General features: G+C 60.4%; 21 protein-coding genes. 7 read left to right on the forward strand and 14 right to left on the reverse strand.

The genetic code is table 11. The features are described from left to right. Positions 1 to 149: 149 nt before the first annotated feature. Together CZ345_RS08520 and CZ345_RS08525 are read left to right on the forward strand one after the other, a co-directional pair. Positions 150 to 3,404: a DEAD/DEAH box helicase gene (locus CZ345_RS08520; RefSeq protein ID WP_077072713.1), complete on the forward strand. Its 3,255-nt coding sequence runs from the start codon at positions 150 to 152 to the stop codon at positions 3,402 to 3,404. 776 nt (positions 3,405 to 4,180) lie between these two features. Further along, positions 4,181 to 4,903, forward strand: a complete 723-nt coding sequence (locus tag CZ345_RS08525) for an NAD-dependent protein deacylase (protein WP_077072714.1) — start codon at positions 4,181 to 4,183, stop codon at positions 4,901 to 4,903. Between the two features lie 859 nt (positions 4,904 to 5,762). Here CZ345_RS08525 and CZ345_RS08530 read toward each other — a convergent pair. Further along, the gene (locus tag CZ345_RS08530; protein WP_077072715.1) at positions 5,763 to 6,116 is read right to left on the reverse strand and encodes an ArsR/SmtB family transcription factor; all 354 of its coding nucleotides are present in this window, start codon (positions 6,114 to 6,116) and stop codon (positions 5,763 to 5,765) included. A gap of 260 nt (positions 6,117 to 6,376) precedes the next feature. Between CZ345_RS08530 and CZ345_RS08535 the strand changes: the two genes are divergently transcribed. The 3 genes from CZ345_RS08535 (at position 6,377) to CZ345_RS08545 (ending at position 10,056) form a co-directional block, all read left to right on the forward strand. Continuing rightward, complete coding sequence (locus CZ345_RS08535) at positions 6,377 to 7,354, forward strand: TAXI family TRAP transporter solute-binding subunit (protein WP_077072716.1); 978 nt, start codon at positions 6,377 to 6,379, stop codon at positions 7,352 to 7,354. Between the two features lie 117 nt (positions 7,355 to 7,471). Next, positions 7,472 to 9,568: a TRAP transporter permease gene (locus CZ345_RS08540; protein WP_077073022.1), complete on the forward strand. Its 2,097-nt coding sequence runs from the start codon at positions 7,472 to 7,474 to the stop codon at positions 9,566 to 9,568. Continuing rightward, positions 9,565 to 10,056: a hypothetical protein gene (locus CZ345_RS08545; protein ID WP_077072717.1), complete on the forward strand. Its 492-nt coding sequence runs from the start codon at positions 9,565 to 9,567 to the stop codon at positions 10,054 to 10,056. The genes CZ345_RS08540 and CZ345_RS08545 overlap by 4 nt, the downstream gene beginning before the upstream one ends. A gap of 726 nt (positions 10,057 to 10,782) precedes the next feature. On the opposite strand, the gene CZ345_RS08550 is transcribed toward CZ345_RS08545, so the two are convergent. From CZ345_RS08550 to CZ345_RS08590, 9 genes are all read right to left on the reverse strand, one after another. Continuing rightward, a complete protein-coding gene (locus CZ345_RS08550; protein ID WP_077072718.1) occupies positions 10,783 to 11,148 on the reverse strand; it encodes a hypothetical protein in 366 nt (121 codons plus the stop codon). A gap of 51 nt (positions 11,149 to 11,199) precedes the next feature. Then, complete coding sequence (locus CZ345_RS08555) at positions 11,200 to 11,853, reverse strand: IS1595 family transposase (RefSeq protein ID WP_077071804.1); 654 nt, start codon at positions 11,851 to 11,853, stop codon at positions 11,200 to 11,202. Then, positions 11,846 to 13,096: a hypothetical protein gene (locus CZ345_RS08560; RefSeq protein ID WP_077072719.1), complete on the reverse strand. Its 1,251-nt coding sequence runs from the start codon at positions 13,094 to 13,096 to the stop codon at positions 11,846 to 11,848. The genes CZ345_RS08555 and CZ345_RS08560 overlap by 8 nt, the downstream gene beginning before the upstream one ends. A gap of 117 nt (positions 13,097 to 13,213) precedes the next feature. Next, positions 13,214 to 13,675 carry an IS200/IS605 family transposase gene (gene tnpA, locus CZ345_RS08565; protein ID WP_077072720.1) on the reverse strand — a complete coding sequence of 154 codons (462 nt, stop codon included), beginning with the start codon at positions 13,673 to 13,675 and terminating at the stop codon, positions 13,214 to 13,216. Positions 13,676 to 13,854: 179 nt separating this feature from the next. Beyond that, positions 13,855 to 15,627 carry a hypothetical protein gene (locus CZ345_RS08570; protein WP_077072721.1) on the reverse strand — a complete coding sequence of 591 codons (1,773 nt, stop codon included), beginning with the start codon at positions 15,625 to 15,627 and terminating at the stop codon, positions 13,855 to 13,857. Positions 15,628 to 16,041: 414 nt separating this feature from the next. Further along, positions 16,042 to 16,479, reverse strand: coding sequence for a glutaredoxin family protein (locus CZ345_RS16595; protein WP_162274953.1), 438 nt, complete (start codon positions 16,477 to 16,479; stop codon positions 16,042 to 16,044). A 100-nt stretch (positions 16,480 to 16,579) separates the two neighbouring features. After that, positions 16,580 to 17,086, reverse strand: a complete 507-nt coding sequence (locus CZ345_RS08580) for a peptidylprolyl isomerase (protein WP_077072722.1) — start codon at positions 17,084 to 17,086, stop codon at positions 16,580 to 16,582. A 63-nt stretch (positions 17,087 to 17,149) separates the two neighbouring features. Then, complete coding sequence (locus CZ345_RS08585; protein WP_083717268.1) at positions 17,150 to 18,118, reverse strand: asparaginase; 969 nt, start codon at positions 18,116 to 18,118, stop codon at positions 17,150 to 17,152. Continuing rightward, positions 18,115 to 18,765, reverse strand: coding sequence for a YigZ family protein (locus CZ345_RS08590; protein WP_083717270.1), 651 nt, complete (start codon positions 18,763 to 18,765; stop codon positions 18,115 to 18,117). The genes CZ345_RS08585 and CZ345_RS08590 overlap by 4 nt, the downstream gene beginning before the upstream one ends. A 170-nt stretch (positions 18,766 to 18,935) precedes the next feature. On the opposite strand from CZ345_RS08590, the gene CZ345_RS08595 reads away from it, so the two are divergent. Next, the gene (locus CZ345_RS08595; protein WP_077072724.1) at positions 18,936 to 19,427 is read left to right on the forward strand and encodes a rubrerythrin family protein; all 492 of its coding nucleotides are present in this window, start codon (positions 18,936 to 18,938) and stop codon (positions 19,425 to 19,427) included. Here the strand turns inward: CZ345_RS08595 and CZ345_RS16600 are convergent. Beyond that, positions 19,412 to 19,945: a hypothetical protein gene (locus CZ345_RS16600; RefSeq protein WP_144277291.1), complete on the reverse strand. Its 534-nt coding sequence runs from the start codon at positions 19,943 to 19,945 to the stop codon at positions 19,412 to 19,414. The genes CZ345_RS08595 and CZ345_RS16600 overlap by 16 nt on opposite strands. Here CZ345_RS16600 and CZ345_RS08600 point away from each other — a divergent pair. Beyond that, positions 19,926 to 20,663 carry a sulfite exporter TauE/SafE family protein gene (locus tag CZ345_RS08600; protein ID WP_077072725.1) on the forward strand — a complete coding sequence of 246 codons (738 nt, stop codon included), beginning with the start codon at positions 19,926 to 19,928 and terminating at the stop codon, positions 20,661 to 20,663. The two genes, CZ345_RS16600 and CZ345_RS08600, sit on opposite strands and share 20 nt — an antisense overlap. 908 nt (positions 20,664 to 21,571) lie before the next feature. Here CZ345_RS08600 and nadB read toward each other — a convergent pair. From nadB to nadC, 3 genes are all read right to left on the reverse strand, one after another. Beyond that, positions 21,572 to 23,149: an L-aspartate oxidase gene (nadB, locus tag CZ345_RS08605; RefSeq protein ID WP_077072726.1), complete on the reverse strand. Its 1,578-nt coding sequence runs from the start codon at positions 23,147 to 23,149 to the stop codon at positions 21,572 to 21,574. Between the two features lie 221 nt (positions 23,150 to 23,370). Then, positions 23,371 to 24,429: a quinolinate synthase NadA gene (gene nadA, locus CZ345_RS08610; RefSeq protein WP_077072727.1), complete on the reverse strand. Its 1,059-nt coding sequence runs from the start codon at positions 24,427 to 24,429 to the stop codon at positions 23,371 to 23,373. Between the two features lie 41 nt (positions 24,430 to 24,470). Further along, the gene (nadC, locus tag CZ345_RS08615; protein WP_239446648.1) at positions 24,471 to 25,445 is read right to left on the reverse strand and encodes a carboxylating nicotinate-nucleotide diphosphorylase; all 975 of its coding nucleotides are present in this window, start codon (positions 25,443 to 25,445) and stop codon (positions 24,471 to 24,473) included. Positions 25,446 to 25,465: the final 20 nt, after the last annotated feature.

The following is a 25,465-nucleotide window of genomic DNA, read 5'->3' on the forward strand; positions in this document are numbered from 1 at the left end:
GAAAACTGGGATAATATCGTATAATCCTAGAGGGCAATGGCCGGTATTGCCTCTTTTCGCCCATCTGTTCCCTGAGCCATTCTTTCCCGGCCCGGCCCGCCGTACTTTCCTACCTGTCCATCTTCTGCCACAATTTGAGGACTGTTACCATGAACCGACGAGAGGAAGTCGCCGCCCGTGGACTTGCTGAGACCTTCATTCAGAACACCATCCCGGAATACATCACGGAGTACGGTCGGTCCATTGAAGCCGAGGGCAACCTCAGCAAATTCACCCTGCGCTTTGAAAACGACATTTGGACGGTGGAAAGCACCGTGCAGGGAGAAGACTTCGAGGCCTACAGCCCCGTGGTCACCATCAATCTGGCGGAACAGCGGGTGGACTCCATGTGCAACTGCATGGAGGCCTTCAACGGTCCCTGCCGTCATGTAGCCGCAACGGCCATTCACTTCATCAATTCCCTCGACATTTCCGAAGGCAAGGCCGACCCCGCCCCCGCCCCGCGCGAGGACTGGCGTCAGAGCTTCCGCCATTTCTTCGGCGGCACCTTCGAACCGGAAACCGGCCGTCATTATTTCCTTTTCCGCTTCTTCCCGGAACCGGGCCGCCTTTCGGTGGAATTTTTCCGCGCCCGTCAGAACAAGACGGGGCTTTCCACCGTGCGCCAGGAAGTGACGCTGGAACAGATACTGCGCAACCCCGAATGGTGCGAGCATTCCCCGGAACTGCCCGTGGTCTGCCGCCAGATCGCCCAGTATCTCGATTACTACGGGCACCGTGTGGAAATCCCGGACGGGCTTCTTTCGTGGTTCTTCTGGGCCATACGCAAGGAAGACTATCTGTTCTGGAAGGATACGGAAATCCCCTGCCGTATTGAAAGCTCCACCATGGCGCTCAAGCTCCGTCCCGCGCTCGACGACGACGGGCTGCGCTTCGACGTGCTTCTCCAGCGTGAAGGCAAGAAGCCCTTCTCCATCATCGACGAGGAACCGGACGACACCGGCGACATCCCCGCCCCCGCCCACGAAGGAGCCACCTTCCACGGGCAGATGCCCCTGTGGGTGTGCTGGAACCAGGGCTTCTATCCCGTGCAGACCTGTCTGAATCACCGCGTCATCCAGGCGCTGGTGCACAAGGGGCCCGTCATTCCGCAGGAAGACATTCCCGAATTTCTCGACAGGGTGTGGACGCGCCTGCCCGCTTCGGAACTCTACGAACAGGACGAGTTCCTCAAAATCATGGAACCCGTGTTCCAGCCGGCGACGTACAATCCCAAGCTCTTTCTGGACGAGGAAGGGAGCCTGCTCACCCTGGAGGTGCAGAACATCTACGAAACGCTGCACGGCGAGTTCACCCTGCCCGGCCCGAACCCCGATTTCCAGACGGGCAGCTATGTGTACGAGGGCAAGACCTTCCTCGTGCGCCGCAATCAGACGGAGGAAAACGCCCTCATCACCCAGCTTTCGGACATGCGTTTCCAGCCCCGAAGCAGCCGTCTGTGGTTCATGGAACCGGAAGAAGCCATTTCCTTCCTGCTCGATTCCTACCCCACGCTGCTGGAAAACTGGCGCGTGTACGGCGAAGCCACGCTTTCGCGCTACAAGGTGCGCGCCTCCACGCCCACCATCAACGCCAGCGTGGAAAGCAACGAGAAGGAAAAGTGGTTCTCCCTCGATATTTCGGTGGAATACGACGGGCAGAATCTTCCGCTCGACCGCATCTGGAAGGCCTGGCTCAAGGGCAAGCGCTACGTGCAGCTTAAAGACGGCTCCTATGCGAGCCTGCCCGAATCCTGGCTGGAAAAGCTGGCCCACAAGCTCAAGGTGCTGGGCCTCGATCCGGCAAGGCCGCCCAAGCAGAAGTTCAAGCAGTACGAAGCCCCGGTGCTCGACAACCTGCTGGAAGACCTGCCCGGCGCGCTGGAGGATTCCTTCTGGAGCAAGCTGCGCGACAACATCCGCAACTTCCATGAAGTAAGGCAGATAGAAACGCCCGCCGGCCTTCAGGCCTCGCTGCGCCCCTACCAGATACAGGGTATTTCCTATCTCAACTTCCTCAACGAATACGGCTTCGGCGGCATTCTGGCCGACGAAATGGGCCTCGGCAAAACCATACAGACGCTGGCCTTCATCCAGCACATGGTCAATCACGGCGCCCAGGGGCCGAACCTCATCGTCGTGCCCACGTCCGTTCTGCCCAACTGGGACAGGGAAGCCTCGAAGTTCGTGCCCGGGCTTTCCCGCCTCATCGTGTACGGCACGCGCCGCGAAGGGCTGTTCCGCAAGATCGCCTCTTCCGATCTCGTCATCACCACCTATGCGCTGCTCCGGCGCGACATGGAGGAACTGGAACAGCACGAATTCAACGCCATCATTCTCGACGAAGCGCAGAACATCAAAAACCCCAACACCATCACGGCGCGTTCCGTGCGGCAGATCAACGCGAAAATGCGCCTCTGCCTGTCGGGTACGCCCATCGAAAACAACCTCTTCGAACTGTGGAGCCTGTTCGAGTTCCTCATGCCGGGCTTCCTCGGCAGCCAGCACGCCTTCCAGCGCGGCGTCATCAAGCCCATCAAGGAAGGGGATGCGGAAACGCTGGAATACCTGCGCTCCCGGGTCAAGCCCTTCATCCTGCGGCGCACCAAGTCCGAGGTGGTCAAGGACCTGCCGCCCAAGGTGGAAAACGTCATGTACTGCGCGCTGGAAGAGGAACAGGCGGAACTCTACGCCTCCCTTGCCCGCAAGCTGCGTGAACAGGTGCTGGCCGACGTGGACAAGAAGGGCATGGCCAAGAGTCAGATGTCCATTCTCGACGCGCTGCTCAAGCTGCGCCAGATCTGCTGCCATCCCAAGCTGCTCAAGCTGGATATGCCCGGCTTCAACGCCAACATGCCTTCCGGCAAGTTCGAGGCCTTCAAGGACATGATCCTCGACATCGTGGAAGAAGGGCACAAGGTGCTGGTCTTCTCGCAGTTCGTGCAGATGCTGCAGCAGATACGCGCCTGGCTCCAGATGACGGACATCCCCTTCTGCTACCTCGACGGTTCCAGCAAGGACCGTCTGGAACAGGTGGACCGCTTCAACAACACGCCTTCCATCAGGATCTTCCTCATTTCCCTGAAGGCGGGCGGTACGGGCCTCAACCTCACGAGCGCGGACTACGTCATCCACTACGATCCGTGGTGGAACCCCGCCGTGGAAAGCCAGGCCACCGACCGCGCCCACCGCATAGGTCAGTCGCGGCAGGTGTTCTCCTACAAGCTCATCTGCCAGAACACCGTGGAAGAAAAGATTCTGAAGCTTCAGGAAATGAAGCGCGGCGTGGCCGAGGCCGTCATTCCCGGTCAGGATTCCTGGAAGTCTCTCACCAGAGAAGACCTGGAAATGCTGTTCGAGGTATAGCCTCTTTCCGCATACGCAGACACACGAAAAGCCTTCTTCCGCACACGGGGGAAGGCTTTTTTTGCGCCCCCGCACAGCCGAAGAAAACACAAATATTCAAGCAAAACTTGAACTCTCCCCATCCGCACGGGCCCCTCCGACAACGTGATGCGATACGCACCGCGCGGCGGACATGCGGCAGAAAACGGCCGTACCCTTCGGAACAATACCCGCGGGGCCGCGCAACACAGCGCCTTCCCGACAGCTCGCCCCCCCCGGAGAGCGGGGCAGCCTTCCTTCTGAGAACATTCTTTGGGATAAAAAGGCATGGATTTTTGATGACGCGTCATGGAGCGAACGCCCGCCCCTTTTTCATGGTCCCGCCGCACGGCGGCAAAGCACACCGGAGAAGAAACGTCATGTCGAGCCGCCCGCCGACCTCTTCCGACATCGACGCTCCTCAGGCAGCGCCCCACGCACAGGGAAAAACGTTTCCGCTCCAGACCGTCTTCCCCGGGTATCCCTTCCCTGCCCCAAAACACGATCTTCACCTGTTTCTCCCGTCCGCAGGACAGGCGGCCCTCCCCTGGGCTCCGTACCAAGGACTGCGCTCATTCCCGCCGACACATGGCCGCCACGATCCGTACCCCGCCGCTTCCGGCAAGCTCTCTTCCCTTTTACAACCGCGCTCATACGACGTACCATGAGGCCCTGCCCTTCCCGCAGGCGGTCTTCACGGCCGTAAACGACCGTTCCCATCACCGCGGAGCCATGCCCCGCGCCACAAGGAAACCATCATGACGCTCACCGAACTTCTTTCCCAGGCAAAGCACGCCGTCGTCCTCACCGGCGCGGGCATTTCCACCCTTTCGGGCATTCCCGACTTCCGGGGTGCGGGCGGCCTCTACACCCGCACGGACATCGACGCGAACAAGCTCTTCGATCTTGACTACTTCATGAAGGATCAGCGCTACTATTACGAGCATTCCAAAGACTTCCTGTACAATCTCGACGAAAAGGAACCCAACATCGTTCACAATACGCTGGCCCGTCTGGAGGAAAAAGGCATCATCCATGCCGTCATCACCCAGAACATCGACCTGCTGCATCAGAAGGCCGGTTCGAGAAAGGTGCTGGAACTGCACGGCTCGCCGCTGCTCCATCACTGCCTGCGCTGCGGCAGAAGCTGGAGCTTCGAGGAAATAGCCCCCCGCGTCCGCGCCGGAGAAGTGCCCGTGTGCGACAAGTGCGGCGGCATCGTCAAGCCCGACATCGTCTTCTTCGGGGAAGGCCTGCCCGAATACGCCCTTACCGAGGCGGAGCGCGAAGCCCGCGCCGCCGACCTCATGCTGGTGCTCGGCACCAGTCTCACCGTTTATCCGGCGGCGGCCGTGCCGGAAATCACCCTGCAGTGCGGAGGCAAGGTGGCCATCATCAACCGCGACCCCACCCACCTCGACCGCTACGCCTGCTGGACTGCACGCGATCTGAAAAAGGAAATGGAAGAACTGGCCCTGTAACCCACGCGGACGGGCCGCAGGCAAACGCGGCGGCCCGTCTCCGTCTGTGCCCGGCAAAGGGGCGCCGTTCTTCCCCGGGCCGTGGGCATGGTTCCGAATCCTTTCCCCGGAAAGACCGCCTGCGGTCTCCTCCCCGAACATTCCGCCCCCTTCCACGGCCGCGACCTTCCCGTCTTTTGCAGCGGCGACGCGGTGCTCCCTTTTCTCCGCTCCTTTCACCGCAGGAAAGCCGCCACAGGGGGCCGCCCTCCCGCCTTTTCCCCCTGCGTACACGCTGCCGCGCCCCTTACCGTTTTTCTTCGTCCCGGTTCCGGCAGTCTTCCCGGCCGCTCCACGGAAATACCCGGGCCTTTTTGTATCGGCCTTCTTCTGCTGCCGGGAACCGCTTCCGAAGAACGCTTCTCCCTCCTCCGCTCTGCCCAACGCTTCTCCGCAACGCTCACCGGAGAAGTCCCCCCACAGCCTGCATTCTTCCTTCCCCGAGCCTGCCCGTTGCGCCGGCATACGGCCGCCCGACCGGGCTCCTGCCCAGCCCACACGGCCCTTCTTCCGCAACACGGCACATCATTCCCCCGACTCTCCGGTATTCCGGCCCGAACATACGGGCACGCCCACCGCAAACGCCCTGCGCGTTTCCCCCCAAAAAGGATGCACGCGAGGAATTTTCCGCCCCGACGCGCTCCGTCACAACAAAAAAACGCACGGAACGGAAAATTTTTCTCCGCCGTGCGTTTTTTTTTTGCAGAACTTTTTTCCCCTTCCGTCGGGCCTTCCCGGCACGCGGAAACGGACTTCCCCTTTTGTCTGTTTGGCCATTTTGGCAAATACTTGTCTCTGCGGAAGCCGCAGACCGGAGGAGTCAGGGGGCCATCATGGCCGTAAGCTGGGCCTGCCGTTCCTGGGCGCGCTTGTCCATGGCGGCCGAGGTGCAGGTCAGAAACTGGCCGAGCCCCATCAGTTTCAGAGAATAGTAAACATGCAGGCCCCGCTTTTCGTCCGAAACGATATCCGCGTTCTTCAATACCGCAAGGTGACGGGAAACCGTAGACATATCGGCCCCAACAAGGTGCTGAAGATCGGCCACGCAGAGAGGCCCGTCCAGAAGCGCCTCCACCATGAGCAGCCTGCTGGGGTGCCCCAGCGCCTTGAATATTCTGGCCTGCGCCTCAAGGTACTTTCCGTTCTGCGCACGCCTTAAAGGAAGAAGCGTCATGATTCCCTCTCTGCCTCCAATATTTGCATACTTTGCAAAACAAGCAAGGAGATTGCTCTTTGTCAACTCCGCATCTCTCCGCAGTTCCGCCCTGCCGAAGAGGTCGGTTTCACATTTTCGTCAATTCCATACCTATTGCACTCCGCAAAAAACCGTGACATTATCCGGTTCTCAGATAAAATAAAGGGAAGAACGCTCCGAAGGTCGGTTTTTCTTTCCATCTTTTGACAAAGCTGAAACTTTTTGCAGGAGGTTCTTTCATGTTCAGGAGATTCTTCGCCGTCGCTCTCGGCGCGGCCGTGCTTCTTACCGGAGCCCTCTCCACCGACGCCATGGCCGCCAAGTTCGTCACCATCGGTACCGGCGGCATCACCGGCGTGTACTACCCCACCGGCGGCGCCATCGCCAAGATCATCAACGCCAAGAAGGATGTCTACGACATCCGCGCCAGCGTGGAATCCACCGGGGCCTCCAAGTTCAACATCAACGCCATCAACAACGGCGATCTGGAATTCGGCATCGCTCAGGCCGACACGCAGTATCAGGCCTACAAGGGCATCGGCGACTGGGAAGGCAAGCCCGTGACCAAGCTGCGCTTCGTGTTCGCTCTGGCTCCCGAGGCCGTCACCTTCGTGGCTGCCGAAGATTCCGGCATCAAGAGCGTGAAGGACGTGAAGGGCAAGATCATCAACCTGGGCGATCCCGGTTCCGGCAACCGCATCAACGCCCTTCAGGTGTTCAAGGAAGTGGGTCTGGAACCCGGCAAGGACTTCCGCGGCGAAGGCCTGAAACCCGCCGACGCTCCCCACACCCTGCAGGACGGCCGTATCGACGGCTTCTTCTACACCCTGGGTCATCCCAACGGGAACATCAAGGAAGCCACGGCCGGCAAGCGCAAGTGCCGCATCGTGCCCATCACCGGCATGGAAAAGCTGCTTGAGGAATGCCCCTACTACTCCAAGACCACCATCGACATGAGCCAGTACCCCGACGCGAGCAACGCCGCCGACGGCAAGGTGGAAACCATCGGCATGCTGGCCACCTTCGTGACCTCCGCCGACACTCCCGACGACATCGTCTACGCCATCACCAAGGAAGTGGTGGAAAACCTCGACGAATTCAAGAAGCTGCACCCTGCGCTTGAAGCCATCACCAGGGAAAGCCTGCTGGAAGGCCGCACCGCTCCCTTCCATCCCGGCGCTGAAAAGTATTTCAAGGAAGCCGGTCTGCTCAAGTAAGAGAGGCCTCGGCGCTTGCGGGGGCGGGCTGCGGCCCGCCCCCGCTTTCTGTTTTCCTCCCAGCATGTGCAGCAAGGGGAAAGCATTCCTTCCAACCGTTCAGTTGTGGAAACTCCCATGCCTCAGAAACACATCCCAACCGCTCCCGCCGGAGACAAGTACAAGGAAGACGTAGCCCATGCCGAACACGGCATGCGCGGCGACACCATGGGCATCACGGCGAAGATCACCTTCGTCATCGCCCTGTGCTGGTCGCTCTTCCAGATGGCCAGCGCCAGCATTCTGCTCATCGACTCCATCTATGTAAAGTCCATCCATCTGGCCTTTGCCATCATTCTGGTTTATTTCAACATTCCCATGATAAAGCCCTCGGCCTCCTCAAGGTGGGATCTGCGTATCCTGCTGGCCATGAACCGGGTTACCGTCATGGATTACATCCTGGGCATCATGGCCGCCGTGGCCGCGCTCTACATCTTCATCGACTACGCGGGCCTCGCCTCCCGCCCCGGCTCCCCCATCGCCCGCGACATTCTCATGGGCATACTGCTGGTGGTGCTGCTGCTTGAGGCCACGCGCCGCGTGCTCGGCCCGGCGCTTCCCATCATCAGCACCGTGTTCATCATCTACGTGTTCACGGGGCCGTATCTGCCCGATTTTCTGGCCTTCAAGGGCGCGTCGCTTTCGCGCTTCATTTCCCAGATCACCATGGACACGCAGGGCGTCTACGGCATTCCGCTTCAGGTGTCGGCCACCGTGGTGTTTCTCTTCGTGCTCTTCGGCACCATGCTCGACCGCGCGGGCGGCGGCACCTTCTTCACGCAGCTCGCCATCAGCGGTCTCGGCCGCTACCGCGGCGGCGCGGCCAAGGCTGCGGTATTCAGCTCCGCCCTTTCCGGCATGGTTTCCGGCTCCAGTATCGCCAACGTGGTGACCACGGGTACCTTCACCATTCCGCTCATGAAAAAGGTGGGCTATCCTGCGGTAAAGGCGGCGGCCATCGAAGTGGCCTCCTCCGTCAACGGGCAGCTTGCGCCGCCCGTCATGGGCGCCGCGGCCTTCATCATTGCCGAATACGTCAACGTGCCCTACATCGAAGTGGCCAAGGCTGCGGCCATTCCGGCCTTCGCCTCCTACGCCGCCCTTTTGTGGATCACCCATGTGGAAGCCTGCAAGCTCGGCCTGCGCGGTCTCTCCAAGGATGAACTTCCCCGCGCCCGGGACGTGCTGCGCGGCGGCCTGCATTTCCTCTTCCCTCTGGCCATGCTGCTGTATGAGCTCATCGCCCTCCAGCACTCCGCCGAACTTGCGGTGTTCCGCGCCATCATCGTGCTGGCCGTCATCATGATATTCCAGCCCGTGTGCATCGCCGTGGTACGCAAGACCTCCAAGTGGGAAGCCCTCAAGGAAGGCCTCAGACTCACCATCTCCTCCATGGCGGCGGGCGCCAACAACATGGCGGGCGTGGCTCTGGCCACGGCTTCCGCAGGCATCATCGTGGGCTGCGTGTCCCTGGGGCTCGGCCAGCAGATCACCTCCTTCGTGGAAGTGCTTTCCATGGGGAACATCTTCCTGCTGCTCATCATCACGGCGGCGGCAAGCCTTCTGCTCGGCATGGGCCTGCCCACCACGGCCAACTACATCATCATGGCCTCGCTCACCGCTCCGGTGCTGGTGGAACTCGCCTCCGGCTTCACCATTCACGGTATGCAGCTTGCCGTGCCGCTCATGGCCGCGCACCTGTACTGCTTCTACTTCGGCATTCTGGCCGACGATACGCCCCCCGTGGGCCTCGCCGCCTATGCGGGCGCGGCCATCGCCAACACCTCGCCCATCGCCGTGGGCATACAGGGCTTCTTCTACGACATCCGTACCGCGCTGCTGCCCCTGGTCTTCATCTTCAACCACGACATCATCCTGTGGAACATCCACAGCCTGCCCGAAGCCGTCATAATCTTCTGCATGACCTCCCTCGGCATGATCAGCTTCTCTTCCCTGATTCAGGGCTGGTTCATCACCAAAACCAGCATTCTGGACAGACTGCTGCTTTTCGCTGCCACGGTGGCGCTCATGTACCCCGCGCTCATCACCGGCTTCTTCCTTCCCCATGATCAGCGCTATCTGGGTTACATTCTCGGTCTGGCGCTCATGATTCTCACCTGGCTCCGCCAGAAGGCGGGCGCGAAGTTCGCTGCGCCCCGGGAGGCTGCGGCATGAAAAGAAGAAAAGGCATCATCGCCAAGCGTTCCCTGCGCCCGGTCACGGTGAAAAAGGCTCCCGAAAACGACGTGCAGCAGGAACTGCAGTGCGCCCAATGCAAAACCGTCTTCCCCGACTTCCTCGGCCGCTGCCCGGAATGCGGGAGCGACGAGTGGACGGCCCTTGTGGAAGTGAACCCCTATGCCCGCGTGCCCATGGAAAGCCTCATCAAGGGATGCGCCCACATCCTCTGGATGCTGGGCATACTCGGCTTCTTCATCCTCGTCTGGCAGATGGACAGCCCGGATGACGCGACCAACCGCCTGTACCTCTACGCGGCCATCGCCACGCTTCTGGTATGCATCCTCATTTCCACGGCCCTCTTCAGCCTGAGCGAGCTCATGCGCCGCGTGCTGCGCATACAGCGCCGCCTCAAGGTCTTCCATGAGCATTACAACGAAACCCATCCCGTCAAACACGTCTGGAAATCCCACAACGTGAAATGACGGCCTTTGCCGCAGACCCGTACGGGCCGCGGCAGCTCTCCCCGGCTCCCGCTTCGCATGAGGCGGGAGCCTTTTTCTTTCCGTACCCTGCTCTCCGCCCGCAGCCGCCATCGCCCCGTCTCCCGTGCTCCGGGCGTTCTTCCTCACGGCAACGCAGCCGTACGCCCGGACCCATAACGGCACGCAGAAAAACATTCGGCGGCCCCGCACATGTTCCGGCAGTCTTCCGCGTCGCTCCCCCCAGGCCATGATGCCTCGGGAGGCTTTGCTTTTTTCCGGCAGGCGCTTTTCCTCATGCCGCCCTTCCCCCGGAGAAAACGCGCGATACGTCTTCTTCGCCTGCATGAAACGGCGTCTCCACGGCACAGACTCCGACCATAAGGAAATAAGGGCCCCCGCCCGACGTTCAGCTCGGCCTGCCGCAAAGCCTCCCCTTCCGCCCGGCACGGTACGCCTCTGCACGCAGCGCACGGCTTTTTCCGCTCTTCATGCCTCCGCCCGGCCCCGAAAAACACGGCATCGCCCCATCTCGCCGCCCGTGCCGAAGCCTCAGAAAATCATGCGTCCCCCAGAAGCATGAGCCTTCTCCTTCTTCCCGGCCCCGCTCCTGCGGAGAAAACGCTCCTCCTGTTTCCCGGAAACCGGCATGATTCTCCCTGAGACGGACAACAGAAAAGGGCGGCGGAATCCTTCCGTCGCCCTCATGCCGCCCTTCGCAGAGCAGCGCTACTTTCTGTTCAGGTATTCCTGCAGAGGCTTCGTGCCGGGAACGGACGTGAAGGTGAACGGAAACTTTTCAGGCATCCTGAAAAACATCCCGACAAAGGCCTTCAGCTCCACGGGTTCTTCGGAAGAGAAGGTCATGCTGCACGTTCCGGGCGCGGTGAACTGCTCGCGCAAAAGCCTGCCCAGCTCCCGGAATCCTCTGTCCGGGACCTGTTCCAGCGCTCTCCCCGTTTCCAGCACCTTGTCCGCATAGACTTCGGGGCGTTCAAAATTCCTCCAGGCAACCAGTTCCAGCATCATGGGCAGCAGGCCGGAATCGTTGCAGGAAGCATTCAGCTTTTCCAGAACCAGCCTCTTCTGGAGCACCTCGTATATATTATTCCCGGAGGAAAAGAAAAGGGGCTGTCCTAGCTAAGACTAGTGTTTAGCTTGTTTTACCCAATAAGTTAGCTGAGTTAGAAGTTGTTTATGGTTGCCTCCATTGAAGCGCCATTCGCATTCTTTGAGGAACCAGTAAAAGTGTTCTGGCTTGATACCGTTAAAACGACGTAAGTGTCTTTTGGCTTGATTCCAGAAATTTTCTATTCCATTGATATGATTATGGTGTTCTGCAAACTTCTGAGAATGATTGATACGATGATGATGGAATCCGTTGATATCCAAGGCGTTGTAAGCTGAAAATGTATCTGTATAGACTATACTGTCAGGTTCCACCTGTTCTTTGATGATGGGGAGAAGTGTTTCAGTACGGGCATCAGGAATGATTACTGTGTAGACTCTTTCGTTTCTCTTCAATAGACCAAAAACAGCTATTTTTCCGGCAGATCCCCGTCCTCGTTTACCTTTTCTTACACCTCCAAAGTAACTTTCATCGGCTTCTATTTCTCCGGACAGCCGATAGCTGGGGAGATGAGAAGCAATAAGACGTCGCAAGCGCATGAAATAGGATGTGGCAGTGTTACGGTTTACTCCTACCATCTCTCCGGCAGCCCTTGCCGTGGCACCGGCCACAAAAAACTTTATGAGTTCGGTCTGTTGCCGATTATTTAGTCTGCTGCGTCTTTCATACATGCCGGTATCCTAGCTCTTTTTTCTTAGCTAGGACAGCCCCAAAGAAAAATACATCCTTCAGCTCTTTCAGCGCGTCGGCATCCCCCAAAATCCGCCACCCGCATTCCACGACGCCCAGTTTTTCCACCTCACAGCGGCCCGTGCAGGAAAGAGACGTCCCGGTCATCACGCTGTCCGTCTTCACAGTCAGCACGAGTCCATCCGGCGCATAGCGGGCTATGATGGTAAAATACTTGTCCCCTTTCCGGGGAAGCAGCAACCGCAGGCGGGAATACTCCGTCTTCTCCCTGCGCACCCCTTCCCCTTCCATGGAAAGCGCGGAAGAGAAACCGTCGAAGAACACCCCCGCGGGTATGTCCGTAGAAACCAGTTCCATGTCCTGCATGGTCAGCGAGGCATACGGCAGAGCAGCTTCCTGCTGCTTCTGCCAGAGTTCCAGCATTCCGGCAACGAGTTCCTCCCCCGGACGTTTCCGCTCGAACAGCTCCGCAAGTTCCGCCAGGACTTCCGGTTCGGGAAGACGCAGGTCTCTGATGTCCGCACGCTGCAGAAAACCGGTGAGGCCCTGCCCGGAAATGCTCAGGCCGGAAAGCTCCAGACTCAGAGACGAAACCATCGTCTCCCCGCTCGGCGCGTCCAGCCCTTCGGAAAGGGCCACGTTCTCCACGTTCATCCTCACGGGAGCGGCCAGTCCCGACCGGGAAAGCGTAAGTTCCACCCGGCTGATTTCCAGCCCGTCCAGACGGCAGCGGTACAGTTCCTCAAAAAAGGAAGGAGAGGAAGGATGGAGGCGGTACTCGTACAACAGCCTGCCGAGGCGCTGACGCCAGCCGCGTATCCGCATGTTCCCTACGCGCTGATCCACCCGCACCGGCCCATCCTGCACCGTTTCCGTCATATCGGTGAACACGAGCTGTTCCGCCACAAGGGGAAGATCCTCCCTGTCGCGTTCGTCCGCGGCGTACCAGTCAAGGAGCATCCTTCTGTTCATGCCCTCCGCGACCACTCGCTCGACGGCACCCGTGCGCACCGCTCCGTTTCGTTCCCGCACCTCATAAGTCATGCCCTGCAGAACAAGAATATTGTCGAGAAGATGATAGTCTGCTTCCCGCACCTGTCCCCCTGCGGCGACAAACGCTTCGACTATGTTTTTCTCCACCCTGTCTTCCAGAAAGCGTACGCCACCCCAGCCCGCAACTACGGCCAGAACAACCACGCCTCCGACAACGGAAATTTTCCTCATTCCCTTTCTTCCTGAAGTCAGGACCGCCCCTTCAAGGGGCGGTTTGATTTGACCCTATAAGGGTCTGTTACCCGGCTGCCCTCTTAAGAGGGCTCTGTCTCGACTCTTGCCGAAGAGTTATTTCCTGCTGCTCGTAAACGAGCTGACGGGCCGTTCTACCAGGCTATACTGGTCTGTTATTTTGTCTCGTTCTTCCTGCTCCCTCACATATTTGATGATGGTCGCCTCATTTACTCCCACCGTGCTGACAAAATAACCGGTACACCAGAAATGGCGATTGCCGAACTTGTAGCGCAGATGCGGAAAACTCTCGAATATCATCAAAGAACTCTTCCCTTTCAAATACCCCATGATCTGCGCCACGCTATACTTGGGCGGAATCTTGACGCACATATGAATATGGTCCACACACGCATTTGCTTCCACTATCTCTATTCCTTTGTATTCACACAGTTTTCTCAGAATTTCGCCGATCGTTCTGCGATACCTTCCGTATACCAGCTTGCGTCTGAATTTCGGAGCGAAAACGATGTGATACTTGCAGCTCCAACGGGTATGGTTTAAACTCTGGTCATTCATTATTGGGTTCCTTTGTGTATAGATTTCGAGTCGAGACAACTGGTTATCTCACAAAGGAACCCCTTTTTTAACTTATGTAAAGGCTTCGCCTTTTTGGAACTCCCCGCATAGCGGGGAGTTTTCAATCTTAAAAAACAGCCCCCTCCGCCTTTTCCGGCGGAGGGGGCCGAACAAGTTTTCTACGGATTCACCTTCCCGGGGGCGACGGGCATCTGCGCTTCATCGGGCGTTTCCGGCAGGGTAACCGTTTCCGCAGGCTTCTCAGATTCCGCAGCCTCTTCCTGCACGGCGGGAGCCGCAGATTCCGCGGCCTTGTTCCCTGCCTCCGTCTTCCTGGGCAGATACTCGGCCAGGGGCTTTGTACCGGGCGTGGAACCGAAGGAGAAGGGAAGCGACGCAGGGTCCATGAGCGCCATGGAAAGAAGCTCCATGAAGCTCCTGGGCGTTTCCGAGGTAAAGGCGACGCTCATTTCTCCGGGTGCGGTGAACTGTTCCCGCATGAGCTTGCCGAGTTCCGCAAACATGCTGCCCGGCATCCGTTCAACCTCGCGCCCTATCTGCACGGCCATGGCCGCGTATTCTTCGGGAGAACCGGAGTCCTCCAGCGCGAAGACTTCCAGGGCCAGAGGCAGCAGACCGGAATCCCTGTAGACGGCGGAAAGCTTCTTCAACTGCAGCTTCTGCATCGCCTCAAGATAGGCGTCTTCCGAAAGGAGCAGGGGCATGGTTTCCAGCGCGGCAAGGTCGCCGGAGTACACGCATTCGCCTTCCAGCTCGCCCAGGCCTTCCAGCTCGTAGCGGGCGGTGCTGACAATGTCGTTCTTTCCGGTGCGGATACCGGCCTTCATATTCAGCACAAAGCCTTCCGGCGCATAGCGGGAAAAAACGGCAAGCAGCGGTTCCCCGCCCCGGGGCAGGGTCAGATGCAGGCGGGAAACATCCGTCGAGCTCTTCGTCACGCCCTCGCCTTCCATGGCCTGCGTATAGGAAAAGCCGTTGACGGCGATGCCCATGGATTCGGGGCCTTCGCTCAGGGAAACCTTCAGGCCCTGCAGGCCGAAAAGCGATACGGGCAGGTTCTTCACATAATACTCATACAGCTCCGCCACCGCGGCTTTCAGCCTTTCTTCCTGCGAAAGGGCGGCGTTCTCCCCGTCTGCGGCGGCCCCTTCCGGCGCCCCGTCCGCGTTCTGCATGGCGACAAGATCCGCCATGAGTTCCGGCGAAGGCAGGAGCAGGTCCTTCACGTCCATGCGCTGCAGCGCGCCGGAGAACCTGTCCCCGGAAAAGCGTACGCCGGCAACATAGAGACTCAGGGGGGACACCTTCGCCTCGCCGCGGGGCGCGGCAATGCCCCGGGCAAGGGCCACCTTCTCCATGTCGACCTTCACGGGCACGGGAAGTTCCGGGTCGGAAATCACGGAGCGGACGTCGTTTACTTCCAGCCCGTCCAGACGGCAGCGATACAGTTCCTCAAAGAAGGAAACTTCTCCCTTGTGCCTGCTGCGCTGATCCAGCAGCATACCGAGCCGCTGATACCAGCCGTTCACCTGCACATCGGCAATACGCTGTTCCATCTGCGTGTTGCCGACATGCACCTTGTCCACAATACCCGTGGCGCTGATGGATTCCGCCACGATGGGCAGCGTATCCGCGTCATAGGCGGGCATACTGGGCTTGACGAACATGCACTTTCTGTTGAAGCCCTTCACTTCCACGCTTTCAATGGTGCCCTTGTGCATGACGGCATCGTCGGGCAGCTCATATTCCACGCCCTTCAGGCTGAGCGTATTGTTCAAAAAGGAATAGCGTATTTCCTGCGCCTGCGCAGGCACGGCGGAAAGCGCCGCAAACACGGCGTCTTCGGTATAGCTTTCCAGAATGCGAAGCCCCATGTAGCCGGAAAGTCCGGCCCAGAAAACAAGGCCCCCCGCAATGTATTTTTTGTTCATTACCTCTCCTTGCGATGATGATGGAATGTTCCCGTTCCGCGTGCCCGGTCCCGGCGGGTCTGCGGGAAGAATCCCGTCCCGCGCAGCACGCGTCGGACCGCCTGCGCCGCCCCCTGAGAGGCCTGTCCCGCCCGTGCAGGAATCGGAAAAGGCGCAGGTCCCTTCCCTCCGGTCTGCCCCGTGTCGGAAAGGGCCGCTCCTCCGGGAAGGAAAAAAGAAAAAGACCCCGCCCTTCGAGGGCGCCCTGTCCGGTGCGGATGAAGGAAACGGGGATACGGGTCGAAAAACAGGTCTCTCCCGCACGGCGAAGAACTCGAAGAGCCCTGCGGAACGTCGGGCCGGAGCAGAAACTCCGGTGCGCCGGAGCTGCGCCGTCCGGCCCGGGGAGTCCGGGCCGCCGTGCCGGGGAAAAGGTCAGTTCAGGCCGAGCAGTTCCTTTACGGCCTCTTCGCGGAAGCCCACCACGCTGCGGCCGTCGGGCGCCACCAGCGTGGGGAAGGACCCCCTTGCGTTGTAGGAACGGAGCGTGGCCATGATTTCCTTCCGGGCCGGATTGTCGAACTCATCCACAAACACCAGGCGGTGCTCTATGCCGTGCTGCACGAGAAAATCCTTGAGACGCACGCAGTGACGGCAGGTATGCAGCGTGTACATGACGGGCACGCCTGCGGAACAGGGGTCCACCCCCCAGCGGTACAGCTCTTCCATGCCCTGCGGAATACCCGTTTCGGGCACGGGGGCGACATGCCTGTGCTTCTGCGCCGGATTCTTCCTGCGGAAGAACAGAATGAGCAGAAAAACGCCGATGACGACAACACCAACCAGAGGTAAGGCACCTGATCCAGTTTCCACAAATCGCTCCTGAAACCGGTCCGCCCGGGGACCGTCTGCCCGTACCGGAGGTACGGAAAACAAAAGAGCCGGCAAAAACCGGCTCCTCCGCTCTCAGCGGCTATTCAAAACGACCGACGCGGGTAATGACGACCATGTCCACGGGCACGGCCTCATGTTCGCCCTGCGGCTTCACCTTGAGTTTCGCAATCTTGTCCACCACGTCCATGCCGTCTTCCACGCGGCCGAACACGCAGTAGCCGTACCCTTCGGGGGTATCGTCCTTATGGTCGAGCTCCTCGTTGTCCACCAGGTTGATGAAGAACTGGGCCGCGGCGGAATGAGGTTCGGAAGTGCGCGCCATGGCAATGGTGCCGCGGGTGTTGGAAAGCCCGCTTCCGGCCTCGTTCTGGATGGGCTCATGGGTGGGCTTTTCGTCCATGCGCACGCCGAGTCCGCCGCCCTGAATCATGAAGCCCTTGATGACGCGGTGGAAAATGGTGTTGTCGTAAAAGCCCTCGTCCACATAGCGCAGGAAGTTGGCCACCGTGACGGGGGCCTTGTCTTCAAAAAGTTCCAGCAGAATGTCGCCGGAGGAAGTTTCCATAAGGATAAGAGGATTGCTCATCGCTGACTCCGCAAAGGTAATTTTTTCCTTTGTGACGCAAAAAGGAGGAAAAGGCAAGGCAGACTAGACGGGCCTTTCCATGAAGGCGCGCACATCTTCCATGCTCCGGCAGTGATACAGCGCCTGCATGAGGCGCACGGTAAGAGTTTCCACGGTCTTGTCGCCGCCGGAAACGGCCCCCATCCGCGCGGCCAGCACGCCTATGGGGTAGCGCGAAAGGTCCACGCCGTCGAACACGCACTGCGACGCGCACACGATGACCACGCCCTTTTCCACGGCTCTGCGTATGGCGGGCAGAAAGCTTCCCCGGCTGTCGTTGGGCACGCCCCCCGCGCCGAATCCTTCTATGATGATGCCGCGATAGCCCGCATCGACCAGCATGTCCAGAAGTTCGGGCCGCGTGCCGGGGATGAGCTTGAGCACGCATACTCTGCGTTCCAGCCCGGCGACCAGTGAAAAGGCCTTTCCGTCAGAAGTGCGGCGCTCACGCCACTGCACGCCTTCGGGCGTGATTCTCGCAAGCGGCGCGTTCACGCTGGCGTAGGCGGCAAAGCGTTCGGTATGCATCTTCTTGGCTCTCGCCCCGTCGATGACATCTCCGTGGAACACCACATACACCCCGGGCACGCCCTCGCAGGCCGTGAAGAAGGCATCGCGCAGATTGCGCGGCCCGTCGGAACCTTCCATGGCAAGGGGCAACTGGGAACCGGTAATGATTACGGGCCGCGCAAGGTGCCGCAGCATCTGGTGCAGGGCTGCGGCCGTATAGGCCAGCGTATCCGTGCCGTGGCTTATGACGAAGCCGTCGAAATCGTCGTGGGCCTCGGCCACGGCCCGGGCCATGGTCTCCCAGTCTTCGGGCTGAAGATTGCTGCTGTCCAGATTCATGAGCTCGCGCACGCTCACTTCACAGGGCAGTTCCCCCAGTCTTTCCAGCATGGCCCCGCCCGACAGCCGGGGAACGAGTCCGTCCTCCGAGGGTTCGCAGGCAATGGTGCCGCCCGTGGCCAGCATGAGTATGCGTTTCATCATTCCTCCTCCGGCGCAAGCTGGCCGGAACCGTCCGTGGCCTCACTCAGGGCGAGGCGGCACGGTTCGAGACATTCCTCGGGCATCTCCAGCGTGAAGCGGGCCGCCTCGTCGAAGGCCTCCTCCGCCACTCGGGCCTGAAAACGGGGCAGCAGGCGGTAGAATCTGTCCACATACGCATAGCCTATGCGTACCGACGCACGGACGAAAACCTTTTTCTCCGTCACGGGCAGAAGAGCCAGCGCCTCCTTCACGCCGTTCTGATACGCGCGCGTGAGCCCGCCCGTGCCCAGCTTGATGCCGCCGAAGTACCGCGTGGTCACGGCGGCCACCTCGCCCACGCCTCCGTAAAGAAGCTGCGCGAGCATGGGCCTGCCCGCAGTACCGTGGGGTTCGCCGTCGTCGCTCTGCCCTATCTGCGCCGTGTCTCCGGGCCTTCCCACGGCGTAGGCATAGCAGTTGTGCCGCGCATCGGGAAATTCCCTGCGCACGCATTCCACAAGGGCAAGCGCCCTTTCCCGGCTGTCCGCACGGGCCAGCGTGGTGATGAAACGGCTGCGCTTGATTTCCTCCTCAAAGCGCACCCACTGTCCCCCGCCGGGAGCGGAACCGTCGAAAAGCGGAAGGTCGGGAACCTGGTAGCCGGGCATAAAAATCCTTCAATAACAACTGGTTGAAAAAAGTTTCCCTGTTTTTTCCGTATATGAAAAAAAACACTTTACAAAACGGAAAGTCTCGTCTAAATAAGAATCATTCCTGTTACGGAACAAAAAACGAACATTCAGACTAACATCAACGTCTTTTCGCACAAGGAGCTGTTATGAGCAAGACCTACGACAACCTGATGGAAGCTTTCGCCGGTGAATCCCAGGCCAACCGCAAGTACCTCGCCTTTGCCGCCCAGGCGGAAAAGGAAGGCTGCAGGCAGGCCGCCAAGATGTTCCGCGCCGCCGCCGAAGCCGAAACCATCCATGCCCTGGCCCATCTGCGCAACGCCAAGGAAGTGAAAAGCACCGCTGAAAACATTCAGGCCGCCATTGCCGGCGAAACCCATGAATGCGTCAACATGTATCCCGGCATGATCCTCGACGCGAAGAACGAAGAGGAAATGGCCGTCGCCAAGTACCTCGACATGGTCTGCAAGGTGGAAGGCGTACATGCCGAACTGTACAAGGACGTGGCTCTCGATCCCTCCACCGATGCCGAAGACTACTACATCTGCCCGGTGTGCGGCTTCATCAGCAAGGGCAAGTTCGACGGCAAGTGCCCCGTGTGCGGCGCTTCCGGTGAAAAGTTCTATACCGTGAAGTAATTTCGCGCCCGACGCCCCTCCTCCGGGGGGCTCCCGGCCGCCGGATATTCCGGCGGCCTTTTTTCTTTAAGCGCCGCATCCTGCTTCTTTTCTCCCCACCGCCGCAAAAAAGACGGAAAAAATGCCGTACGGCACACCCCGCCGCGAGAGTGCAACATCGCAGGAAAAGAAAGCAACGCCGCCGGGCGGAAGCGGTACCCCCCGACGGCAGACCGCCGATTTTTCCCGGTGAAGCGGCATACGCCGCAAAAAAAAACGGCCTGTTCCGAAGGAAGTTTTCCTCCTTCCCCCTTTCGGCGGAACGGATGCAGAGCACGAACACGCAAAAACGGCTCTGCATAGTACGCATAAAGACGCCCGGCGGCGCAGAAACAGGGAAACGCCTGCTTCCGGCACGTCTTTTTTTGCGCTCCCGGCCGGAAATTCCCCTCTTTTTTCCATTTACAAAAGCGGCCCAAAGGCATAGACGCTTGCTTTACACCATTTTCCGAGGGCAGCATGAACGATCTACTCATCATTGCCGGAGCCTGGTTCATAGGCGCTTTCATCAACGGCCTCACGGGCATGGGGGGCACGCTCATCGCGCTTCCGCTCATCTCCCTGTTCGTGTCCTCCAAAGACGTCATTCTCATAAGCCTCATTTCCGGCACTCTGGTGGGCACCATGACCATGGTGTTCTACTGGCGTCATATCGACGTCAGGGAAGTGCTGGGCTTCTGGCTCCCCGCCATTCCGGGCATAGCCCTCGGCGTATGGACGCTGAAGGTCGTGGATATCGAGGTGCTGGAACTTCTGCTCTGCATCCTCATCGTGGTGCATATCGTAGTGCAGCTCATTCAGGACTGGCTGGGAACGTGCATGGCTCCCCGTGCGGTCATGAAGTACGTCTGCGGTTTCGTGGCGGGCTTCTTCGGCGGCGCCATCGGCATCAACGGTCCCATCATGGCCATCTACGCCTCGCTCATGTGCATGGAAAAGAACAGGGCGCGCGGCTTCTTCGCCAGCGCCACGGCCACTTCCTACATCAATATCGCCATCGTGGCCGCAAACGGCCTGCTCACCGAACAGGTGCTCTCCTCCTGCTCCTGGGTGGCTCCTTCCGCCGTCATCGGTTTTCTGTGCGCCTGCCCGCTGGCCAAGCGCATCAAGCAGGAAACCTTCCACATCGCGCTGCTCATCCTTCTGGCCTTCGCCGCGCTTTCCCTGTTCGTGCGCGTCATTCCCGCCTTCTTCTGATCCGGGCTTCCTTCCCGGCTCCGTCGCCTCCAGAGGCCGCCCTTCCCTTCGGGGAACGGCGGCCTTTTCGGTTCCCCGGCCCGGACATACGGAAACGGCACGCCCGGAGAGCCGCGTCGAAAAAACGTTCTCTGAACAAAAGCGCGCCGCGGCCGGAAACGCAGAAAAACGGCCCCGGCAATAACGCAGCGCCTCAAGGCCTGCGCAACGCCTTTGCGGAATCTGTCCATGCCGGAGCCCATTCCGCCGCCATGCCCGGCGTCGCCCCTTCCGACGCGCACATGGCGGCAGACACACGGCGGCAACAGGCGGCACGCCCCGCTGCCGCCAGAATACGCCCTTCCCGAAGCCGCCCCCGCATCCTGCGGCAGGCGGAACACTCTGTCCGGCCGCGCCGTAGCCCCCGAAAGGCTTCGCCGCTTCAGCGGTTCTTCGCTTTTCCCTCTCCGACGAAGAGGATACGCTCATCTCCGGCAAAGTTTCCCACCGTCCGGGACACGGGGCCGGGGCAACTTGCCGCTTCTGCGGCGCGTGCGCCCTTCCGCGCACATCTTCGTCATATTTCCCCCATGCCCTTTTCTTCCCGCCATGATACAACTGTCGGCGGTGCTGCGGGACAAAGCCCGTGTGCTTTTGCAGTTCCCTTTCCGCTCAGGCATTCCAGCCTCTCCGTTGCGGCCGCCTTCCGACGGGCGCAGTTGCCGGACCGCACCCCATGTTTCGGCCAATCAAAGGGAATGCCCGATATTCTCGCTCTGCGTTCTCCGGCCCCGGCCGGGCTGGGGGGGCTTTAAACCGGAAACGCCCCGGGAAAGCCCGGGGCGTAAAGAACGGCAATCGCTCATGCTGCGGAACATGCCGGAACGCGCTTTCCGCGCAGCTTTCCGGCAGCGCCGCTGTTGCCTGCGCTAGTCCTTGCGGTAATGGCAGCCCAGGCTCTGCTTGTTGCGCAGCGCGGCCTGAGTGATGAGGTAGGCCGTCTGGCAGCCGTGGAAAAGGTGCACCAGAGACTGCGTGAGCGGAGTATGCCGGTAAAAGTCGTGCAGGTGGCTCGTCAGATCGCGCAGATCGGCAAAGGCGCGGCGCAGGCGGCTTTCGGTACGGATGATGCCCACATAGTTCCACATGGTGTGGCGTATGGTGGCCCAGTCCTGCGCAATGAGGGCCGGGTCGTCGTTATGTTCGTTGCCGGTATGCTTCCAGTCCGCGATTTCGGCGAACACGCGCGTGTCGAAGTGTTCCGACACCATGCGGGAAGCGATGTCCTCACCGGCGGAAATGCCCCACAAAAGCGCCTCAAGGAGCGAAGTGCTGGCAAGGCGGTTTGCGCCGTGAATACCCGTGCAGCTGCATTCGCCCACGGCATAGAGCCTGTCCAGCGTGGTTCTGCCGTGCAGATCCACCAGAATGCCGCCGCAGAAGTAATGCGCCACGGGCACGATGGGCAGGGGCTGGGTACGCATGTCGATGCCGATTTTCCGGCAGCTTTCAAACACGGTGGGGAAGCGGCGCGTTACGTCGCAGTCCAGAGTGGAGCAGTCGAGGAGCATGTGTTTTTCGCCGGTGGAGAGCATTTCGCTCACAATGGCCTGGGAAACCACGTCGCGGGGGGCAAGGTCGCCCCGGCTGTCGTAGCGGTACACGAAGCGTTCGCCCCGGCTGTTGACCACATGGGCGCCTTCCCCGCGCAGGGCTTCGGTCAGCAGCGGAATCTGCTGGGCATGGTTGAAAAGCCCCGTGGGGTGGAACTGCATGAATTCCATGTTGGCAAGGCGCACGCCCGCGCGGTGCGCCATGCTGATGCCGGACCCCGTGGCCCAGGGATTGTTGGTGGAATACAGGTACACCTGTCCCACGCCGCCCGTGGCGAGCACGGTCATTTCGGCAAGGTGCAGTTCCACTTCACCCGTGGCGTCGTTGAAGGCGTAGGCGCCCACGCACTGGTTGGTGAGCTGGTAGTGGTAGGCGTTGGAACGGGCGTGGTGTTCCGTGGTCACAAGGTCGACGGCCGAACGCCCGGCAAGCACGGTGATGTTTTCATGGGCGGCCACGGCGGCATGAATGTATTCAATGATGGTTCTGCCCGTGTAGTCGGCGCAGTGGGCAATGCGCGGCACGGCGTGCCCGCCTTCGAGGGTCATGTCCCATCCGCCCCCGGCGTTGCGGTCGAAGGGCACATGGAGCTTTTCGATGAGCAGCTTCTGCACGGCCTCGCCGCCGTGCCCGGCAAGAAAATGCACGGCCTCGCCGTAGTTGTAGTCGTGCCCCGCCACGAACATGTCGTGTTCAAGGGATTTCTGGTCTTCCGGGTCGGTGGAGAAAACGATACCCCCCTGGGCCATGGCGGAGTTGCCGCCGTCCAGCCCCTCGGTGGGCATGAGAAGATGCACCTCAAAGCCCCTGTCGGCCATGGTAAGCGCGGCCGAGCATCCGGCCAGGCCGGAACCTATGACAAGAACCTGGGAACGATAGCGTAATGCGTTCATAGCAAATGTCCAAACTGCGGCAGGCTCCGCAGAACATGGGTGCAAGGACACCCGTTTGATTCCTCGGAAAACCGCGCGGCCCCTTCCGGCGGGCGGAAGCCGTACATCACGGGCAAAGGGGCGCGGCGCGTCTTCTCGCGGCCTGTGGGCGGGCTTTTTTCAGGTCGCAATCCTCAACGCCGGAGTCTCAGCCTCCGGCGTCATGATACCCTGAAAGGGTTCTACCGGCAATGCTCCAGCATACGGACGACGGCGTCGCGGGCGGGGGCCTTCAGTTCCTCTTCCACGGAAACGACGCCCGTACCGTCCTCCAGATGCTCCAGCACGGCAAGGAGCTTCGGGGCATCCACCTTTTCCATGTCGGAGCAGGAGGCCTGCGCCAGCGGAATGATATTGATGCGCCCGGCGTAGCGTTCCATGAGACGATGCACGAGGTGGAACTCCGTGCCTATGCACAGGTTTTTCTCGCGGCCCTCGGCGGCGGCCTTTTCCACTTCCCTGATGAGGTAGGCCGTGGAACCTGCGCCGTCGCAGCGCTGCACCACATCCGGCGTGCATTCGGGGTGCACGAGCACGCGGCAGCCGGGGAAGTGGCTGTGGAAGGCGTCCACCATTTCGGGCTTCATCAGGCTTTCGTGGATGGGGCAGCAGCCCGGCCAGAGCAGAATTTTCGCTCCGCGCACCGCCTCGCTTTCAAGGTCGTTCCCGGAAGCGGAAATGAACACCTGCTTTTCCCCGGGAATGCCGAGAATGCGCGCCGTATTGCGGCCGAGGTTCCTGTCGGGCAGAAAGAGCACCGTATCGCCCCGCTCCATGGCCCATTGCAGCATGGTCTTCGCATTGGAGGAGGTGCACACGGCCCCGCCGAAGCGGCCCACCACGGCCTTCACGGCCAGGGAGGAATTGACGTAGGCGAGGGGCACCGTCTTCATGCCGAGCGCGGCAAGCTTTTCCAGCACCCTTTCCACATCGGCGGCGCGGGCCATGCGGGCCATGGCGCAGTCGGCCGCATGGTCGGGCAGAAACACCCGCTGCGTCGGGCGGGCCAGAAGTGCGGCGGATTCCGCCATGAAATACACGCCGCAGAAAACGATGTTGCGGGCCTCGATGTCGGGGATGCGCCGGGCCAGTTCCAGAGAATCGCCCACGATATCCACATGACGGATGATTTCATCGGCCTGATAGTGATGGCCGAGAATGACGAGAGCCGAGCCGAACTTCTTTTTCAGCTCCGCGATGCGGGCATGGATCGCATCCGGTCCGCAATTCTTATAATCCATAGACAAACCTCAAATGTTTTCCGGTTACCGGTGGGCGTTCATCAGACGCCGCGCTCCATCTTCATGCTGAAATCGGCCGAAGGCGCGGAATGGGTGATGCGCCCCACGGAAATGAAATCCGCCGGGCGTTCGCGGCAGGCCAGGGCCAGGTCGCGTATGGTTTCCAGCGTCACGCCGCCGCTGATCTCCGCCTCCATGTCGCGGGGAATGAGCGGAAGCACCTCGGCAAGAAGCGCGGCATTCATGTTGTCGAGCAGAATGCGGTCGGGGCGGCTTTCCACGGCCTCGAGCACCTCGGCCCGGTTGCGGCATTCCACCTCAATGGGCGGACAGGGGCTGTAACGGTCGCGCAGGGCCTTCACAGCCCCGGCTATGGAACCTGCCGCGTCGATGTGATTGTCCTTGATCATCAGCATGTCGCCGAGATTCATGCGGTGGTTGCATCCGCCCGCCACGCGCACGGCGTACTTTTCCAGATAGCGGTGGCCGGGCAGCGTCTTGCGCGTATCGAGCAGGCGGACGCCCGTGCCTTCCAGGCGCAGAACGTATTCCCGCGTCAGATCGGCCACGCCGGAAAGGTGCGTCATCAGGTTGAGAATGATGCGTTCGGCCTTCAGAAGCTGTACGGTGCGGCCGTGCAGGCGGGCCACCACGGTGCCGTTTTCCACAAGGTCGCCTTCCCTCACTTCCGCGTGCCACGCATCGGACGGCATACCCGTCACGGCAAGCACCAGACTGATGAGGGGCAGCCCCACCACCAGCGTGCGCTGCTTGGCCACGATATAGGCGGAAGCCTCCTCCTCGGGGGGGAAGATGCCGAGGCTGGTCAGATCCGGCCCGTCTTCATCAAGCGCCATGCGTATGAGCCGCACGGCGAAAGCGCAGGCCGTTTCGGAAAACACCGCCGCGGTATCGGCGGGAACGGCCACGCCTTCCACAAAAAGCCCGGAGCCCTCAGCCATATTGGAACTTGCCCCTGCGGCGTGAGCATGATATTCAAAATCGTCTTTGGACATGTCCGCCTCTTTACTTTTTC

This window comes from Mailhella massiliensis, from assembly GCF_900155525.1.
GTDB classification, from domain to species: domain Bacteria; phylum Desulfobacterota; class Desulfovibrionia; order Desulfovibrionales; family Desulfovibrionaceae; genus Mailhella; species Mailhella massiliensis.

Coding starts and splice junctions, on each gene's coding strand:
- CZ345_RS08520 (WP_077072713.1), top strand. CDS start 150: ATGAACCGACGAGAGGAAGTCGCCGCCCGTGGACTTGCTGAGACCTTC.
- CZ345_RS08525 (WP_077072714.1), top strand. CDS start 4,181: ATGACGCTCACCGAACTTCTTTCCCAGGCAAAGCACGCCGTCGTCCTC.
- CZ345_RS08530 (WP_077072715.1), bottom strand. CDS start 6,116: ATGACGCTTCTTCCTTTAAGGCGTGCGCAGAACGGAAAGTACCTTGAG.
- CZ345_RS08535 (WP_077072716.1), top strand. CDS start 6,377: ATGTTCAGGAGATTCTTCGCCGTCGCTCTCGGCGCGGCCGTGCTTCTT.
- CZ345_RS08540 (WP_077073022.1), top strand. CDS start 7,472: ATGCCTCAGAAACACATCCCAACCGCTCCCGCCGGAGACAAGTACAAG.
- CZ345_RS08545 (WP_077072717.1), top strand. CDS start 9,565: ATGAAAAGAAGAAAAGGCATCATCGCCAAGCGTTCCCTGCGCCCGGTC.
- CZ345_RS08555 (WP_077071804.1), bottom strand. CDS start 11,853: ATGTATGAAAGACGCAGCAGACTAAATAATCGGCAACAGACCGAACTC.
- CZ345_RS08560 (WP_077072719.1), bottom strand. CDS start 13,096: ATGAGGAAAATTTCCGTTGTCGGAGGCGTGGTTGTTCTGGCCGTAGTT.
- tnpA (WP_077072720.1), bottom strand. CDS start 13,675: ATGAATGACCAGAGTTTAAACCATACCCGTTGGAGCTGCAAGTATCAC.
- CZ345_RS08570 (WP_077072721.1), bottom strand. CDS start 15,627: ATGAACAAAAAATACATTGCGGGGGGCCTTGTTTTCTGGGCCGGACTT.
- CZ345_RS08580 (WP_077072722.1), bottom strand. CDS start 17,086: ATGAGCAATCCTCTTATCCTTATGGAAACTTCCTCCGGCGACATTCTG.
- CZ345_RS08585 (WP_083717268.1), bottom strand. CDS start 18,118: ATGATGAAACGCATACTCATGCTGGCCACGGGCGGCACCATTGCCTGC.
- CZ345_RS08590 (WP_083717270.1), bottom strand. CDS start 18,765: ATGCCCGGCTACCAGGTTCCCGACCTTCCGCTTTTCGACGGTTCCGCT.
- CZ345_RS08595 (WP_077072724.1), top strand. CDS start 18,936: ATGAGCAAGACCTACGACAACCTGATGGAAGCTTTCGCCGGTGAATCC.
- CZ345_RS08600 (WP_077072725.1), top strand. CDS start 19,926: ATGAACGATCTACTCATCATTGCCGGAGCCTGGTTCATAGGCGCTTTC.
- CZ345_RS16600 (WP_144277291.1), bottom strand. CDS start 19,945: ATGATGAGTAGATCGTTCATGCTGCCCTCGGAAAATGGTGTAAAGCAA.
- nadB (WP_077072726.1), bottom strand. CDS start 23,149: ATGAACGCATTACGCTATCGTTCCCAGGTTCTTGTCATAGGTTCCGGC.
- nadA (WP_077072727.1), bottom strand. CDS start 24,429: ATGGATTATAAGAATTGCGGACCGGATGCGATCCATGCCCGCATCGCG.
- nadC (WP_239446648.1), bottom strand. CDS start 25,445: ATGTCCAAAGACGATTTTGAATATCATGCTCACGCCGCAGGGGCAAGT.